This is a genomic window from Spirillospora sp. NPDC000708, assembly GCF_040299565.1.
GTDB lineage: Bacteria > Actinomycetota > Actinomycetes > Streptosporangiales > Streptosporangiaceae > Spirillospora.
In genome coordinates this window covers 98,206-113,767 of the sequence record NZ_JBEPCJ010000026.1, presented here as the reverse complement: position 1 = coordinate 113,767, position 15,562 = coordinate 98,206, and the positions used below count along the sequence as shown (strand labels likewise).

Annotated in this window: 16 protein-coding genes; 5 read left to right on the top strand and 11 right to left on the bottom strand. The window is 74.0% G+C overall.

What is annotated here, in order from left to right; genetic code table 11:
• Positions 1 to 159 precede the first annotated feature (159 nt).
• A complete protein-coding gene (locus ABT299_RS20595; protein ID WP_500251700.1) occupies positions 160 to 1,095 on the bottom strand; it encodes an NAD-dependent epimerase/dehydratase family protein in 936 nt (311 codons plus the stop codon).
• Between the two features lie 80 nt (positions 1,096 to 1,175).
• Here ABT299_RS20595 and ABT299_RS20590 point away from each other — a divergent pair, with 80 nt between their 5' ends.
• Entirely contained in the window at positions 1,176 to 1,586 is a 411-nt protein-coding gene (locus ABT299_RS20590) for a MarR family winged helix-turn-helix transcriptional regulator (protein ID WP_190859636.1), read from the top strand.
• Positions 1,587 to 1,658: 72 nt separating this feature from the next.
• Here the strand turns inward: ABT299_RS20590 and ABT299_RS20585 are convergent, their stop codons facing one another.
• From ABT299_RS20585 to ABT299_RS20560, 6 genes are all read right to left on the bottom strand, one after another.
• Positions 1,659 to 2,507, bottom strand: coding sequence for an MHYT domain-containing protein (locus ABT299_RS20585; RefSeq protein ID WP_500251699.1), 849 nt, complete (start codon positions 2,505 to 2,507; stop codon positions 1,659 to 1,661).
• Between the two features lie 86 nt (positions 2,508 to 2,593).
• Positions 2,594 to 3,001 carry an NUDIX hydrolase gene (locus ABT299_RS20580; RefSeq protein ID WP_500251698.1) on the bottom strand — a complete coding sequence of 136 codons (408 nt, stop codon included), beginning with the start codon at positions 2,999 to 3,001 and terminating at the stop codon, positions 2,594 to 2,596.
• Between the two features lies 1 nt (position 3,002).
• Positions 3,003 to 3,752, bottom strand: a complete 750-nt coding sequence (locus tag ABT299_RS20575) for an amino acid ABC transporter ATP-binding protein (RefSeq protein WP_500251697.1) — start codon at positions 3,750 to 3,752, stop codon at positions 3,003 to 3,005.
• A complete protein-coding gene (locus ABT299_RS20570; protein WP_190859645.1) occupies positions 3,749 to 4,621 on the bottom strand; it encodes an amino acid ABC transporter permease in 873 nt (290 codons plus the stop codon). Before ABT299_RS20570 ends, ABT299_RS20575 begins: the two co-directional genes overlap by 4 nt.
• A 7-nt stretch (positions 4,622 to 4,628) precedes the next feature.
• Positions 4,629 to 5,504, bottom strand: coding sequence for an ABC transporter substrate-binding protein (locus tag ABT299_RS20565; RefSeq protein ID WP_347256817.1), 876 nt, complete (start codon positions 5,502 to 5,504; stop codon positions 4,629 to 4,631).
• A 32-nt stretch (positions 5,505 to 5,536) separates the two neighbouring features.
• A complete protein-coding gene (locus tag ABT299_RS20560; protein WP_500251696.1) occupies positions 5,537 to 6,385 on the bottom strand; it encodes an SAM hydrolase/SAM-dependent halogenase family protein in 849 nt (282 codons plus the stop codon).
• Positions 6,386 to 6,477: 92 nt separating this feature from the next.
• Here ABT299_RS20560 and ABT299_RS20555 point away from each other — a divergent pair, with 92 nt between their 5' ends.
• Positions 6,478 to 7,386, top strand: coding sequence for a LysR family transcriptional regulator (locus ABT299_RS20555; protein ID WP_190859651.1), 909 nt, complete (start codon positions 6,478 to 6,480; stop codon positions 7,384 to 7,386).
• 15 nt (positions 7,387 to 7,401) lie between these two features.
• On the opposite strand, the gene ABT299_RS20550 is transcribed toward ABT299_RS20555, so the two are convergent.
• The 3 genes from ABT299_RS20550 to ABT299_RS20540 all read right to left on the bottom strand — a co-directional run bounded on the left by ABT299_RS20550 (position 7,402) and on the right by ABT299_RS20540 (position 11,852).
• Entirely contained in the window at positions 7,402 to 8,634 is a 1,233-nt protein-coding gene (locus ABT299_RS20550) for an NAD(P)-binding domain-containing protein (RefSeq protein WP_500251695.1), read from the bottom strand.
• Between the two features lie 93 nt (positions 8,635 to 8,727).
• Complete coding sequence (locus ABT299_RS20545) at positions 8,728 to 9,351, bottom strand: MerR family transcriptional regulator (RefSeq protein ID WP_190859655.1); 624 nt, start codon at positions 9,349 to 9,351, stop codon at positions 8,728 to 8,730.
• A gap of 167 nt (positions 9,352 to 9,518) precedes the next feature.
• Positions 9,519 to 11,852, bottom strand: a complete 2,334-nt coding sequence (locus tag ABT299_RS20540) for a glycoside hydrolase family 3 protein (RefSeq protein ID WP_500251694.1) — start codon at positions 11,850 to 11,852, stop codon at positions 9,519 to 9,521.
• Between the two features lie 107 nt (positions 11,853 to 11,959).
• On the opposite strand from ABT299_RS20540, the gene ABT299_RS20535 reads away from it, so the two are divergent.
• A complete protein-coding gene (locus ABT299_RS20535; protein WP_190859659.1) occupies positions 11,960 to 12,583 on the top strand; it encodes a TetR family transcriptional regulator in 624 nt (207 codons plus the stop codon).
• Positions 12,584 to 12,637: 54 nt separating this feature from the next.
• Here the strand turns inward: ABT299_RS20535 and ABT299_RS20530 are convergent, their stop codons facing one another.
• Positions 12,638 to 13,351, bottom strand: coding sequence for an IclR family transcriptional regulator (locus ABT299_RS20530; RefSeq protein WP_190859661.1), 714 nt, complete (start codon positions 13,349 to 13,351; stop codon positions 12,638 to 12,640).
• Between the two features lie 99 nt (positions 13,352 to 13,450).
• Here ABT299_RS20530 and leuC point away from each other — a divergent pair, with 99 nt between their 5' ends.
• Together leuC and leuD are read left to right on the top strand one after the other, a co-directional pair.
• Entirely contained in the window at positions 13,451 to 14,848 is a 1,398-nt protein-coding gene (gene leuC, locus ABT299_RS20525; protein WP_190859663.1) for a 3-isopropylmalate dehydratase large subunit, read from the top strand.
• 13 nt (positions 14,849 to 14,861) lie between these two features.
• The gene (leuD, locus tag ABT299_RS20520; protein WP_190859666.1) at positions 14,862 to 15,449 is read left to right on the top strand and encodes a 3-isopropylmalate dehydratase small subunit; all 588 of its coding nucleotides are present in this window, start codon (positions 14,862 to 14,864) and stop codon (positions 15,447 to 15,449) included.
• The last annotated feature ends 113 nt before the right edge of the window (positions 15,450 to 15,562 follow it).

Below are 15,562 nucleotides of genomic sequence, written 5' to 3'. Positions count from 1 at the left end.
TCTTCTACCGTGCCGGGTTCGCCCCTGTGTTCCGCCGCCGGGGGGGGCCCGGCCGCCCCGCCCGCGGCGCCTCGGCCGTCGCCGTGGCGGCGGCGCTGCTCTCGCTCGTCCTGGGCGTCGGCGCCGGGGTCGCGCTCACGGCATGATTCCCGTTCTCCGTCAACGACGCGGCGAGCCTTCCGCGCGGCCGCGCAGCCAGGCGACATAGTCGGCCACCGCGCCGTCGAGGTCGTGGGCGGGCGCGAAACCGGTGTCGGCGCGCAGGCGGGTGACGTCGAGGCGGTAGTCCTCGTCGGGGCCGCCCGGGGAGCGCCCTTCGGCCAGCTCGATCGGGGCGTCCGGGACGGCCTTCGCGATCGCCGCCGCGACCTCCGCGTTCGTGGTGACACCGCCGGACCCGACGTTGTAGACGGCGTGGCGCAGCGTCCCGGCCGTCTGGAGAAGGGCGATGGCGCGCCCGCAGTCCGGCGCGTACAGCGCGTCGATGCCGTCGCCGGCGTACGCCTTCCCCGGGTACGGCTCGCCGCGCACCGCCGCGTTGACCAGGCCGGGAAGCGCGAAGAACGGGGACTCGGCGCGCCCGCGCGGACCCCAGACGGCGCCGATCCGCAGGCACACGGCCTCGAACTCCGCGTGCCCCGCGATGGCCGACGCCAGCGCCTCCGCGCTCCGCTTGAACGCGGGGGTCGGGTGCGGGACGTCCGGCGGGAGCGGCGCGTCCTCGCGGAACGGGCTGTCGCGCACCCCGGCGTACACGCCGATCGTGCTGGCGACGCAGACCCGGCGGACGCCCCAGGCGCGCGCGGCCTCGAATGCGTTGAGCAGGCCGGCGGTGTTGGCCCGCATCTCCGCGACCACGTCGGTGCCACGCAGCGGGGTGCTCGCCAGATGGACGATCCCGGTGACGGCGTACCGGTCGCCGAGCGCGAGGAACGCGTCCCGGTCGGTCATGTCGAGCCGCTCCGCGGCGGCCCCGGCGGGCACGTCCCGAGGCGCCGCCGAGTGCCGGGTGAGCAGGCACGACGCGCCGAGGTCGAGCAGCGCCCGCGCGACGTGCGAGCCGATGAATCCGAGCCCGCCGGTAACGAGGATCATGGGCCCCTCCTTTCGTTAGCGTGCTAATGGAACGCTAGCGGCGAGATCGCTAGCATGCAAACGATTACTAGGATCGGGGCATGGACGACCTGCTCCGGCTCTCCACCCGCGCCCACAAGCTGCTGCGCGCGGCCTCCGACGAGGCGATGAGCGAGCACGGCGTCCGCGTCGGGCAGAACCTGCTGCTGGAGGTGCTCTGGCAGGAGGACGGCCTGACCCCCGGCGAGCTGGCGAACCGGCTCGCCCTCACCACCCCGACCGTCGTCAACACCGCGACCCGGATGGAGGCCGCGGGCCTGGTCACCCGGCGCCGCGACCCGTCCGACGCCCGGCTCGTCCGGCTCTACCTGACCGAGCGCGGCCGCCGGGCCGAGGCGCCGATCCGGGAGGCGCGGCGGCGGCTGGAGGAGCGCGCCACCGCGACCCTCACCGACGACGAGCGCCGGCACCTGCGCAGCGCGCTCGAGAAGATCATCGCCGAGCTGTCCTGACCGGGCCGAGCCGCCGGACGAGCACCCGCCGGACGAGCACGCGCCGGACGAGCACGCGCCGGGCGCGGGCGGTCAGCGGCCGTCGAACCGCTCGCCCGCGGTCCGCGCGCGGGGAGCGTCCGCCGCTGGGCCGCCCTCCTCCGCAACCGCCCGCCGCGCGGCGATGCGCTCCTGGAACTCCGCGTCGGCCCGGATCTCGTCCTCGCTCGGCGCCATCGCGATGATGATCAGCAGCGTGATCGACACCGCCGCGATGCCGCCGATGAGCGGGATCAGGAAGTCGGACGCGGTGGCGCCGTGCGGGGCGGGCATGGCCGGGTCCATGGTGATCCGCATGGCCGCCATGCCGGTGTAGTGCATGCCGGTCACCGCGACGCCCATGATGAGCGCGGCCCCGGCCGTCGCCGGCAGGCCCCGGACGCGCAGGCAGAACCACAGTGCCGCGGTGGCCGCCACCAACGCGATGACGATCGACAGCACGACCAGGCCCGGCCGGTACCCGATGTCCCCGGGCATGTTCATCGCGGCCATCCCGGAGTAGTGCATGCTCACCACGCCGATCCCCATGACCGCGCCGCCCGTGACGATCACGCCCGGCCCGGACCCGCCGAAGCCGAGGATGAACAGCCCGACCGCGACGACCGCCACGGCGGTCAGGCAGCTCAGCAGCGTGACCGGCACGTCGTAGCGGATCGGCATGCCCGAGACGCTGAAGCCCAGCATCGCGATGAAGTGCATCACCCAGATCCCGGTGCCGCCGATGGCCAGCGCCGCGAGCGACAGCCAGGACGCGCGCGAGCGCCCGGTGGACGCGCGGGCCCGGGACATGCACAGCAGCCCGAGGAAGGAACCGACGAACGACATCAGGTACGCCGACACGGGCGTGAGCGGCCCGTAGGAGAAATGGTGCACGTGCGCCATGCGGTTCCCCGGAAAGTGAAGAGATCTCGGATCCAGCCAGGATCCTAACCGCGTCCTTCCGGCGATTGGTGTGATTCCGGAGACCTTCAGCGAAGCAGGCCGTGGTCCAATGCCAGGTCGAGCGCCGCCCGGGCCGCCGGCGCGAGCAGGCCCCGGTCGGCCGGCGCGAGGTAGAGGTACTCGTCGACCTCGCCGGACGCCGCGATCTCGCCGCGGTGCGCCGCGGTGAAGCACGCCATCCGGGCGTGCGTGTAGTCCGGCTGGTCGTGCGCCGGCGCGCGGATCACCCCCAGCTCGCGGAACGACGCCCGGTCCAGCTCGACGTCCAGCTCCTCCCGGACCTCCCGGGACAGCGCCGTCCAGTCGTCCTCGCCCGGCTCCCGCTTGCCGCCGGGAAGGTACAGCAGGTCACGGCCCCTCGACCGGACCGCCAGCAGCCGCCCGTCCACCACAAGCACCCACGCCACCACGTCCAGGTCCGCCACGCCCGCCATCCTAGATACGCCGGGATTCGAGCACGCGGCGGAGGAACTCGCGGGTGCGCGGCTCGGCGGGCTCCTCGAAGATCTGCTCGGCCGGGCCGCGCTCCAGCAGCACGCCGTCGTGCAGGAAGCAGACCGTGTCGGCGATGTCCCGGGCGAACCCCATCTCGTGGGTCGCCAGGACCATCGTCATCCCGGACTCCTTCAGCTCCCGGATGATCCCCATCACCTCGGTGACCAGCTCCGGGTCGAGCGCGGAGGTCACCTCGTCCAGCAGCAGCAGGCTCGGCCGCGTCGCCATCGCCCGGATGATCGCGACGCGCTGCTGCTGGCCGCCCGACAGCCGGTCCGGGTACTCGCGGGCCTTGTCGGCGAGGCCGAACCGCTTCAGCAGCGCGTGCGCCTGCTCGGCGGCCTCCGCCTTCGGCCGCTTGTGGACGCGGACGGGCGCCAGCGTGATGTTGTCCAGCACCGACATGTGCGGGAACAGGTTGTAGGACTGGAACACCATCCCGATCCGCCTGCGGACCTCGTCGGGGTCGGCGTCCGGGTCGGTGATGTCGTCGCCCTCCAGGAGGATCGCGCCGTCGTCCACCGTCTCCAGCACGTTCACGCAGCGCAGCAGCGTCGACTTGCCCGACCCGGACGCGCCGATGAGGCAGACGACCTCGTGCGGCGCGACGTCCAGGTCGACGCCGCGCAGCACCGGATGCGCGTGGTAGGTCTTCCAGACGCCTTCGACGCGCAGCAGCGGTCCGCTCATGTGCCGCCTCCCGGGGCGCGGCGGCGCTCGGCGCGCGCCGCGAGGTGGTCGGTGAACCGGGCCATCGGCACCGTCAGCGCGACGAACAGCACCGCCGTGGCCAGGTACGGGGTGTAGTTGAAGTTCGTCGCCGAGTGGATCTGCGCCTGCCGCAGCGCCTCCAGCGGGCCGAGCACGGCGACGAGCGCGGTGTCCTTCTGCAGCGAGGCGAAGTCGTTCAGCAGCGGCGGGACGACGCGCCGCACCGCCTGCGGCAGCACCACGAACCGCAGGCTCTGGGTCTTGCTGAGCCCGAGCGACCGGGCCGCCGCGCGCTGGCTCGGGTGGATCGAGTCGATGCCCGCGCGGAACACCTCCGCGACGTACGCGCCGTACGACAGGACGAGCGCGAACCCGCCCAGCACCGCCGGGCTGTCCGGGACGCCCTGGAGCCGCAGCGCGGGCAGCCCGAACCCGACCAGGTACACCAGCAGGATCGTCGGGATGCCGCGGAACACGTCGGTGTAGGCGACGGCCAGGGCCCGCAGGGGGAAGAACAGCGGGTTGCGCAGCCCGCGCGCGAGCGCGACGAGCAGGCCGAGCACCAGGATCACCGGCTCGGCGATCAGGAAGATCCGCACGTTCAGCCAGAAGCCGCGCAGCACGTCCGGGAACGCGCCGGTGAACTCGCCCCAGTTGAAGAACGTCTCGTGCACGCGCGGCCAGCCGGGCGACGTCACCACGACGGCGACGACGACCGCGACGCACAGCACGGTCGACGCGGCGGCGACCGAGCCGGACCGGACGCCGGCGCGCCGGCGGCGCCGCTCCCGGTCCAGCTGCCGCTCGCTCTTGACCCAGGCGGTCTCGCCGCCGGCCCGCACTGTCATCGCAGGGTCACTTCAGGACGGGCGCGCCGGCCGACGAGGTCAGCCATTGCTGCTGGATCTTCGCCAGCTCGCCCGACGACCTGAGCTGCCCGACCGCCTGGTTCAGGCAGCCCACGAGCGTGCTGCCCTTCTCCATCAGCAGCCCGAAGTGCTCGGTGCTGCCGCCCTCGGTCTGCGGGAGCTGGCCCACGATCTTCGAGCCGTCGATCTGCGCGGCGGTGACGTAGAACGCGGTCGGCAGGTCGACCAGCAGCAGGTCGACCTGCTTGTTCTTGAGCGCGTTCACCGCGTCGATCTGGGTGTTGAAGATCTTCGGCTGGCTGTCCGGCTTGATCTGGTTCTGCACCGCCTGGAGGGCGGTCGTCCCGACCTGGACGGCGATCCGGGCCTTCTTCAGCTCCGCGATGCTCGCCGCGTTCGCGAACTCGCCGTTCTTGAGCGCGACGACGCCCTGCTGCACGTCGTAGTAGCCGTCGCTGAACGTCACGGCCTTCTCGCGGGCCGGGGTGGCGGAGATCTGGTTGATGTCGAAGTCGAAGTTCTTCGGCCCCGGCGCGTAGGACGACTCGAACGACTGCGTCGTCCAGGCGACCTGGTCCTTGGTGAAGCCGAGCTTGCCGGCGACCGCGTACGCGACGGCGCTCTCGAAGCCCTGCCCGTTGGACGGGTCGTCGTTCTTGAACCAGGGCTCGAACGCCGGCTTGTCGGTCGCGACGGTCAGCTTGCCGGGCGTCTTGAGCGGCAGCTTGTCCTTGGTGCAGGAGGCGGGGCTCTTGCTCGCCGAGGCGTCGGAGCCGCCGTCGTCCTGCGGGGCGCAGGCGGTGACGGCGAGGGTGAGCGCGGCGACGCCGGTCAGGGCGGCCACGAGGGGGCGGCGGGTCACGGGGGTGCCTCCAGCGGTGCGGTGTCGCATGATCAAGAATGCGGGGTGGTGGGGCGCGGGGCGGCGGCGCGCAGGGTGACGGTGCGCGCGCCGGCCAGACCGAGGACGTCCGCGGCCCGGCCCTGGTTGACGGCGAGGCCGAGCCAGCCCGAGGAATCGATCCACAGCAGCGGCTCGCCGACGGCGACGCTGCCGAAGGTCTGCTCGAACGGGACGAGGGCGGTGCGGGACGCCCCGTCTGGAACGCTCCATTCCACTTCGAGGGGGGTGCCGGGCTCCAGCGCGCCGAACGCGGCGGCGAGATCGTCGCGCTCCGCGCCCAGCACCAGGCTGCCGAACCGGTCGGTGTACAGCACCGGGGCGCTCAGCTCGCCGTCGCGGGCGACCGGCGCCGGCAGGTCCAGCGGCACCGGCTCGACCGGCGCGCCGAGGTCGGCGACGTCCACGCCCGCCGCGACGTGCGCGGCGGCGGGGGAGAAGATGTCGCGCCCGTGGAACGACGTCGAGACCTCCGGCAGCCGGTACGCCGGGTTCTCCAGCGCGTGCGCCCGGACGATCCCGCCGAGCGCCTCGGCCGCCGGCACCAGCAGCCCGTTGTCCGGGCCGACCAGCACGTCACCGCGTCCGGTCTCGACCGCCAGCGGGCGGCGCGGCGTCCCGACCCCCGGGTCCACGATGCCCGTGTGCACGCCCACCGGCAGGTACGGAAGCGCCTGCCGCAGCAGCATCGCGCCCTCCACCACGTCGAACGGCGTGATCTCGTCGCTGAGCACCAGGACGTTCGCCTCGGGCGCGATGGTGTGCACGACGCCGGCGCAGATCGAGGTGTAGGCGGCGCCGAAGTCCGTGGCGATGCTGACGAAGGGGCGGCTTCCGGACATGGGCGACCTCGGTGGGACCTGCGGGAATGTGGAGAGGAGAGCAGCAGCCTACCAAGCCGCCCCCATGACCGGACCGGCGCTAACCTCCGGGGATGCGCGCCGAATCGCTCGATCCGCTCCTGCTGCGGACCTTCGTCGCCGTCGCCGATCTCGGCTCGTTCACGGCCGCCGCGGCGGCGGGCGGCTACACCCAGTCGGCGGTGTCCCGGCAGGTCGCCGCGCTGGAGGACGTCTGCGGCGTCGAGCTGTTCGCGCGCGGCGCCCGCGGCGTGCGGCCGACGCCCGCCGGCGAGCACCTCCTCCCGCACGCCCGCGCCCTGCTCGACCGGCTCGCCGACACCGTCCAGGCCATGGAGGGGCTGCGCCGCCTCGACACCGGGACGCTGCGGCTCGGCGCGTTCCCCACCGCGAACGCGGCACTGGTCCCGCGCGCGCTCGCCCGGTTCCGCGACCGGCACCCCGGCGTGCGCGCCACGCTGCGCGAGGGCGTCACCGACCGGCTCCTCGCGATGCTGGACGGCGGCGACCTCGACCTCGCCGTGGTCAGCACGCACACCGTCCCCGCGCTGCCCGCCGGCGACCTGGTGCCGCTGCTGGACGACGCGCTGCTCGTCGCGCTGCCGTCCGGGCACCCGCTCGCCGCGCGCCGCCGCGTCCCGCTGGACGCCCTGGCCGGCGAGGCGTGGATCGTCGCCGACGCCCCCGAGGCCGTCGCGGCGCTGCGCGCCCGCTGCGAGCCCGCCGGGTTCGAGCCGCGCACCCCGCTGCGGGTCGCCGAATGGATCTCCAAGCTGGGCCTGGTCGCGGCCGGGTTCGGCGTCACCCTCGTGCCCGCGCTCGCGGCGGCAGCGGCGGCGCGCGACGGCGTCGTGCTGCGGCCGCTCGCCCCCGAGCAGCCCACCCGCGCCGTCCGCGCCGCCGTCGGCCGGCACGCCCGCAGGTCCCCGGCGGTCACCGCGTTCCTGGACGACCTGCGGGCCGTCGCCGCCGAACTGGGCTAGCACGGCCCGGCCGGGTCAGGGGATCGCGGCGACCACCTCGACCTCCAGCAGGGCGTCCGGGTGGAACAGCCGGGCGACCTCGACGGTCGTGCTGGTGGGCGCGGCGCCGGGGAAGAACCGCCGCCGCACGGCCCCGTACTCGGCGACCCGGCCGAGATCGGTGACGAACGTCCGGACGTTCGTCACGTCCGCGAACCCGGCCCCGTGCGCCGCGAGGATCCGCTCCAGCAGCGAGAAGATCACCTCGGACTGCCGGGCCATGTCGCCCGGCGCGTCGACCTTCCCGTCCTCGGTGAGCGCGATCTGCCCCGACACGTACAGCATCGGACCGGCCGTCACGTGCGCGGCGTGCGAGTAGAAGGGGTTCGGCGGCGGCGGGACGGTGGCGGGGTCGCCGAGCGTGACGCGCATGAGGGAGTCCTTCCGTGTCCGATCCGCGAGTGCGATGAGGTCGTGCGGCCCGAGGCCGTCCGCCAGCGCGGCGGACGCGCGGGCGCGCGCGGCGGCGAGGACGCCCCCGGTGGGCGCTCCCGGGACGTCCAGCGCGAGATCGAGGTCCTTGGCGGCGAGCGCGACCGTGAAGCGCGGCGCCGCGCCGGGCACCGCGTCCTTCAGCCGCCGCGCCTGCGCGCTCGTGCGGGACAGCACGTCCAGCACGAGGTCGCGGTCGAGGCCCAGGCGGCCGGCGAGCGCGAGCGCCTCGCCGAGCACGGCGAAGTTCGCGACCAGCATGCCGTTCGCGACGAGCTTCAGCGCGGCGCCGGACCCGGGCGGGCCCGCGTGCCGGACCCGTCCGAGCGCCTCCAGCGCCCCGGTGCACCGGGCGAGGTCGTCATCCGTGCCGCCGACCAGCACTTCCAGCTCGCCCGCCTCCGCCTGCGGGACGCTGCCCACCACGGGCGCGTCGACGTGGCCGACACCGTCCGGCAGCCGTTCGCGCACGCGGCGCGCGGCGTCCGGGCCGATCGTGGACGTGTCGGCGACGACGGCTCCGGGCTCCAGTGCGGCGGCGGCCCCGTCGGGGCCGAACAGCACGTCCTCGACGGCGTCCGCGTCGGTGAGCATGGTGATGACGACCTCGCGGCCGGCGGCGGCCCGCGCGGGGGAGGAGGCGAGCGCCGCACCGAGGTCGGCGGGCACCCTGCTCGCGGTCCGGTTCCACACCGCCACGTCGTGGCCTGCGGCGATCAGCCGTCCGGCCATCGGGGCGCCCATGCGCCCCAGTCCGAGAAAAGCGATTCGTGTCATGGTGCGACCGACGCTAGGCGCCGTCGAGCCATGCCACCAGCGCAGGTTTCGCAGACCGGCCATGCGTGAGCCGCATGGCTTGCGCAGGCCGCCTCAGCCGAAGCGGCGGGCCGAGGCGTTCTCCTGGGCCAGCCGGTGCAGGGCCGTCAGGACTTGCTCGTACAGCACGGTGGAGACGAGCAGGGTGTGGACGGTCCGGGCGCGCGGCGCCCCGTCGGCCACCCGGCCGATCTCGTGGTCGGCGACCTCGGCGGCGGCCTTCACGTAGGGCCGCAGGTCGGTGAGGGTGATCGGGAAGCCGAGCCGGCGCAGCGCGACGAAGGTGTGCGCGAGCAGGTCGCGGGCGGGGGAGCGGTCGCCGACCGTCCAGCCGAGCTCGCGGACGAGCGCGTCGACGTCCTGCCGCGCGGCGCGCCAGTGCGGGTCGTACGGCGCGGCGACGTGCGGTCCGATGGCGTACTGGGCGGTGCCGAACAGCTCGTGCAGGCCGACCCGCTCGTCCTCGATCGCCTCGACGATCCGCTGGATCGCCGCGACCGGCAGGTCGCCGACCTCGCGCAGCGCGCTGATCAGCCGCAGCCGCTCCAGGTGCCGGTGGTCGTACTCGGCGCGGGTCGCGCTGACCGTCGAGCCCTTCGGGAGGAGCCCCTCCCGGATGTAGAACTTGATCGTCTGGACCGTCAGGCCGCTGCGATCGCTGAGCTCGGAGATCTGCACCGCGCACCTCCCTGTCCGGAGCACAACGCTATCCAGGGCGTGCGGGCCGATACCGGCACTCTTCAAAGGTGGCCCGAGATGCGGTGCTTTGTCGGACCATGCGCGGAGACGCTCCGGCCGGGACGCCGGGGGCGGGGCGGGCACCGGGCGCCGCCCCGCCCCCGGCGTCAGGCGGTCAGCCGCAGATCGGCGACGGACCGTCCGGCGCGCACCGCGCACCCGCCGGGCAGCCGCTCGTCCAGCGGGACCCGGACGGTCACCCGCTCGCCCGCCGCGGCCTCGGCGACCGCGAACCCGGCGAGCCGGAGCGGCAGCCCGTCCGGCGCGGCGTACACCTGGACGACCTCGCGCCCCGGCCGGTCGCCGGCGTTGCGGACCGTCACCTCCGCCGCCCCGTCCGCCACCGCCAGCGACTCGTACTCCCAGTCCGTGTAGCCCAGGCCGTGCCCGAACGGGTACGCGACCTGCTCGGGCGCGTAGTGCAGGTAGCCGATCGCGGCGCCCTCCGCGTACGGCAGCGACCCGTCCTCGCCGGGAACCGGCGACAGGATCCCGTCCTCCGACACCGGGAACGTCGTGGGGAGCCGCCCGCCCGGCTCGGCCGCGCCGGTGAGGACGTCGGCGATGGCGTCGCCGCCCTCCTGGCCCGGCAGCCACGCCCACAGCACCGCCGCGACCTCGTCCCGCCACGGCATCAGCACGGGCGCGCCCGCGTTCACCACCACCACCGTGCGCGGGTTGGCGGCGGCGACGGCGGACACCAGCTCGTCCTGGCGGCCGGGCAGCGCCAGCGTCGTCCGGTCGAAGCCCTCGCTCTCCACGTCGTCGTTCGTGCCGACGATCATGACCGCCGCGTCGGCGGCGCGGGCGGCCTCGACAGCCGCCGCCAGCTCCTCGTCCTCGGGCAGGTGCGGCTCGTGGTACCCGATGCCGAACGCCGTCAGGAACGATCCGGCCTTGTAGGCGCGCCGCAGCTCCACCGGGACCGCCCGCCCGGCCGCGAGCTCCACCTCGACGCGGTGCTCCGGCGGACGCATCATCGCCTCGACCGGGTCACCGCCGTTCAGGGCCAGGTTCACCGTCGCCGTCGTGTCCGCGACCCGCACCTCGTACTCGCCGATGCCCGCGACCGCGAACGTGTGGACGCCGTCCGCCACAGGCGTCACCCGGGCGCGGACGACGATCTGCGCCGTCCCCTCCGGGACGCCCTCGAAGAACATGAAGCGGGCCGCCCCGCGGTGCTCGGAGTCGACGATGGCGCCGTCCGCGTCGACGAACTCCAGCCGCACGCCCGGCTCGCCCGTCTCCGGGTCGGCCGCCATTTCCAGCGGCAGCGCCGCCAGCCGCTCGTGCGGGTAGACGCCCGCACGCACGGTCAGCTCGGTGTCGGCGCCGAGCGCGCGGCGCAGGCCGTCCACCGGCGAGACGACGTGCTCGGGGTTCACGTGCGCGCTGCCTCCGCCCTGCGCGCTGAACCGCACCGCGTTCGGGCCGATCAGCGCCAGCCTGCGGGGCACGTTCAGCGGGAGCACGCCGCCCTCGTTGCGCAGCAGCACGCACGCGCGCGCCGCGAGCGCGCGCAGCTGGGCGGGCGCATCGGGAGGCGTCGTCGCGGGCGCCGGCTCGGGGAACCCGTCCAGCGCGCCGACCCGCGCGGCCAGCCGCAGGATCCGCAGCACCTTGTCGTCGACCAGCTCCTCGGCCACCTCGCCGTCGCGGACGGCCGCGACGAGCCTGTCCCGCCAGGCGTTTCCGGGCATCCCCGGCATCTCCAGGTCCATGCCGGCGTTCGCGCTCGCCGCGGTCGACCGGATCGCCGTCCAGTCCGACATCAGCACGCCGTCGAACCCCCAGCGCTCCTTCAGCACGCCGGTCAGCAGCGCGCGGTTCTCCGTCATCGTCGTGCCGTTGACCTTGTTGTAGGCGGCCATCACCGCCCACGCGCCCGCCTTCACCGCGTCCTCGAACGGGCGCATGTACACCGCGTCCAGGGTCGCGTCGTCGATCCGGGCGTCGTACGACATCCGGGCGGTCTCGGAGTCGTTGCCGACGAAGTGCTTCACGGTCGCCGCGACCCCGGCCGACTGCACGCCCTTCACGAACCCGACGCCGATCCGCGCGGTGAGCAGCGGATCCTCGGAGTAGTTCTCGAAATGCCGGCCGCCGAGCGGGGTCCGGTGCAGGTTGATCGTCGGCGCGAGCTGGACGTGCACGCCCTTGTCCCTGGCCTGGGCGCCGTTCAGCCGGCCCGCGCGCTCGGCCAGCGCCGGGTCCCACGTCGCGGCGAGCGCCGTCGGGCTCGGGAACAGCAGGCTCGTGCTCCGCTCGTCCCAGGCCGTGCCGCGGACGCCGCTCGGGCCGTCCGACAGCACCACCTTCCGCAGCCCGATGCCCGGGATCGGGCGCAGCGACCAGAAGTCGGCCCCGCTCAGCAGATGGACCTTCTCCTCGAGCGTCAGCTGGGCGAGCCGCTCGCGCAGGCCGGACTCGTCGACGGACATCGAACCTCCTCCTGTAGCCGAACGCCGCCCACCCTATTTTCCGATACCGAGTACTCGGTAGGTTTGTTATTCGTACGTTATTTCTGGTCTGCGTAGAGTGAGGTGGCGTGAGGACCGGCACGGATCGGCGGCGCGGCTACGCCGCGGGCGACGCCAGGCGCGAGCGCATCCTGCACATCGCGACCCAGGAGTTCGCCGAACACGGCTACCGCGGCACGTCGCTGGCCCGGGTCGCCGAACGCGCCGGGCTGTCCCAGCCCGGCCTGCTGCACCACTTCCGCACCAAGGAGCAGCTGCTGGTCGCCGTCCTCGAACTGCGCGACCGGCGGGACATGGAGCGGTTCTTCGCCGGCGACGAGGGGGCCGGCGGCCTCGACCTGCTGACCGCGCTGGTCCGGGTCGTGGAGCACAACAGCCGCACGCCCGAGCTCGTCCGGCTCTTCGTGGTGCTGACGAGCGAGGCCGTCACCGCCGGGCATCCCGCACGGGACTGGGCCCGCGCCCGCTACGCGCGCCTGCGCGCCTGGGTCGCCGACGCCCTCCGCCGCGCCGCCGACGCCGGCGAGCTGCGCGCCGGCCTCGACGCCGACGCCACCGCCGCCCGGATCATCGCCATCATGGACGGCCTCCAGACCCAGTGGCTCCTCGACCCGGACCGCATCGACATGCCCGCCCTCTTCCGGGCCCACGTCGACGACCTTCTGGAGACCCTCCGTCCCCACAAGGCTTGAACCCGAGCCACCGATCACGGGACAGCCCGGGGTATGGGGGAGTCCCCCGGGGGGTCAGCTCCTGCGCATGCCTTCGCTGATCTTCTCGGCGGCGGCGACGACGGGGGCGGCGTGGAGGCGGCCGGGGGAGCGGGTGAGGCGTTCGAGGGGGCCGGAGACGGAGACGGCGGCGATGACGCGGCCGCCGGCGCCGCGGATGGGGGCGGAGACCGAGCCGACGCCCTGCTCGCGCTCGCCGACGGACTGGGCCCAGCCGCGGCGGCGGACGGAGGCGAGCGTGGTCGCCTCGAACTTGGCGCCGCGCAGGCCGCGGTGCATCCGGTCCGGCTCCTCCCAGGCCAGCAGGATCTGGGCGGCGGACCCGGCGGTCATGGGGAGGGCGGCGCCGACGGGGATGGTGTCGCGCAGGCCGCTGGTGCGCTCGGCGGCGGCGACGCAGACGCGGACGTCGCCCTGGCGGCGGAAGAGGGAGGCGCTCTCGCCGGTGTGGTCGCGCAGCTGGGCGAGGATGGGCTGCGCGATGGCGAGGAGGCGGTCCTCGCCGGCGGCGACGGCCAGCTCGGCGAGCCGGGGGCCGAGGATGAACCGGCCCTGGGTGTCGCGGTGGACGAGGCGGTGGTGCTCCAGCGCGACGGCGAGCCGGTGGGCCGTGGGGCGGGCGAGGCCGGTGGTCTGCACGAGCTGCGCGAGCGAGGCGGGACCGGCTTCGAGCGCGTTCAGCACGAGAACCGCTTTGTCAAGTACGCCGACTCCGCTAGAGTTGTCCATGTCTTGATATTGCCGTCTCGTAATTTGAGATGCAAATCAGCCGGACCGGACCTCGGCGCGACGGCGCGCCGGACGATCATGACAGGTGAGGTGGGTGTGATGGGCCGTACATTGGCCGAGAAGGTGTACGACGCGCACGTCGTACGGCGTGCCGAGGGTGAGCCCGACCTCCTCTACATCGACCTGCACCTGGTCCACGAGGTCACCAGCCCCCAGGCGTTCGACGGGCTGCGGATGGCCGGCCGCCAGGTCCGCCGCCCCGACCTGACGATCGCCACCGAGGACCACAACGTCCCGACCACGGACCTGCTCAAGCCGATCGCCGACCCCGTGTCGCGCACCCAGGTCGAGACGCTCCGCAAGAACTGCTCCGACTTCGGCGTCCGCCTGCACCCGATGGGCGACGACGGCCAGGGCATCGTGCACGTCATCGGCCCGCAGCTGGGCCTGACCCAGCCCGGCATGACCGTGGTGTGCGGCGACTCGCACACCTCCACGCACGGCGCGTTCGGCGCGCTCGCGTTCGGCATCGGCACCAGCGAGGTCGAGCACGTCCTCGCCACCCAGACCCTGCCGCAGATCCAGCCGAAGACGATGGCCGTCACCGTGAACGGCGACCTGCCCGAGGGCGTCACCGCCAAGGACCTGATCCTGGCGATCATCGCCCGGATCGGCACCGGCGGCGGCCAGGGCCACATCATCGAGTACCGCGGCGACGCGATCCGCTCCCTGTCGATGGAAGGCCGCATGACGGTCTGCAACATGTCCATCGAGGCCGGCGCCCGCGCCGGGATGATCGCCCCCGACGAGACCACGTTCGCCTACCTCAAGGGCCGCCCGAACGCCCCGCAGGGCGAGGACTGGGACAAGGCCGTCGAGTACTGGACCTCCCTGCGCACCGACGACGACGCGGTCTTCGACAAGGAGGTCGTGATCGACGCGGCCGAGCTGACCCCGTTCGTCACCTGGGGCACCAACCCCGGCCAGGGCCTGCCGCTCGGCGAGTCCGTGCCCGACCCCGCGACCATCGACGACCCGGTCAAGCGGCAGAACGCCGAGCGCGCCCTGGAGTACATGGGCCTCACCGCCGGGACGCCGCTCCGCGACATCGCCGTCGACACCGTCTTCGTCGGCTCCTGCACCAACGGCCGCATCGAGGACCTCCGCGCCGTCGCGGGCGTGCTGAAGGGCCGCAAGGTCGCCGACGGCGTCCGGATGCTGGTCGTGCCCGGCTCCATGAAGGTCAAGAAGCAGGCCGAGGAGGAGGGCCTCGACCAGGTCATCTCCGCCTCCGGCGCCGAATGGCGCGAGGCCGGCTGCTCGATGTGCCTGGCGATGAACCCCGACAAGCTCACCCCCGGCGAGCGCAGCGCCTCCACGTCCAACCGCAACTTCGAGGGCCGGCAGGGCCCCGGCGGCCGCACCCACCTCGTGTCGCCCGCCGTCGCCGCCGCCACCGCCGTCACCGGCCGCCTGGCCGCTCCCGCCGACCTCTGAGGAGACCCGAGCCATGGAAGCCTTCACCACCTACACCGGACGCGCCGTCCCGCTGCGGCGCAGCAACGTCGACACCGACCAGATCATCCCCGCCGTCTGGCTCAAGCAGGTCAGCCGCACCGGATTCGACAAGGGCCTGTTCTCCGCCTGGCGCGAGGACCCCGACTTCGTGCTGAACCAGCCGCAGTACCAGGGCGCCGGCATCCTCGTCGCCGGCCCCGACTTCGGCACCGGCTCGTCCCGCGAGCACGCCGTCTGGGCCCTCCAGCAGTACGGCTTCCGCGTCGTGATCGCGCCGCGCTTCGGCGACATCTTCCGCAACAACTCCACCAAGATGGGGCTGCTGCCGGTCGTCCTCACCGGCGAGCAGGTCGAGGCCCTGCAGAGCGCCGCCGAGAAGGACCCCGCCCTGGAGATCACCGTCGACCTCGAGAAGCGCGAGGTCCGCTGGGGCGCCGACACCGCCGCCTTCGAGATCGACGACTACACCCGCTGGCGGCTCATGGAGGGCCTCGACGACATCGGCCTGACCCTCCGCCACGGCGACGCCATCAACGACTACGAGGCCGCCCGGCCGACCTGGCTGCCGGTCACGGTGTAGCCCAGGGGGGACGACCCCCTGGAACCCCCCGTCACGACGGACGGGGTGGTTTGGGCCCCCCGGGGGGGGGCGGGGGGGGGAAAGCCGGGGGCGCGGGGGGGGGGGCGGGCGCG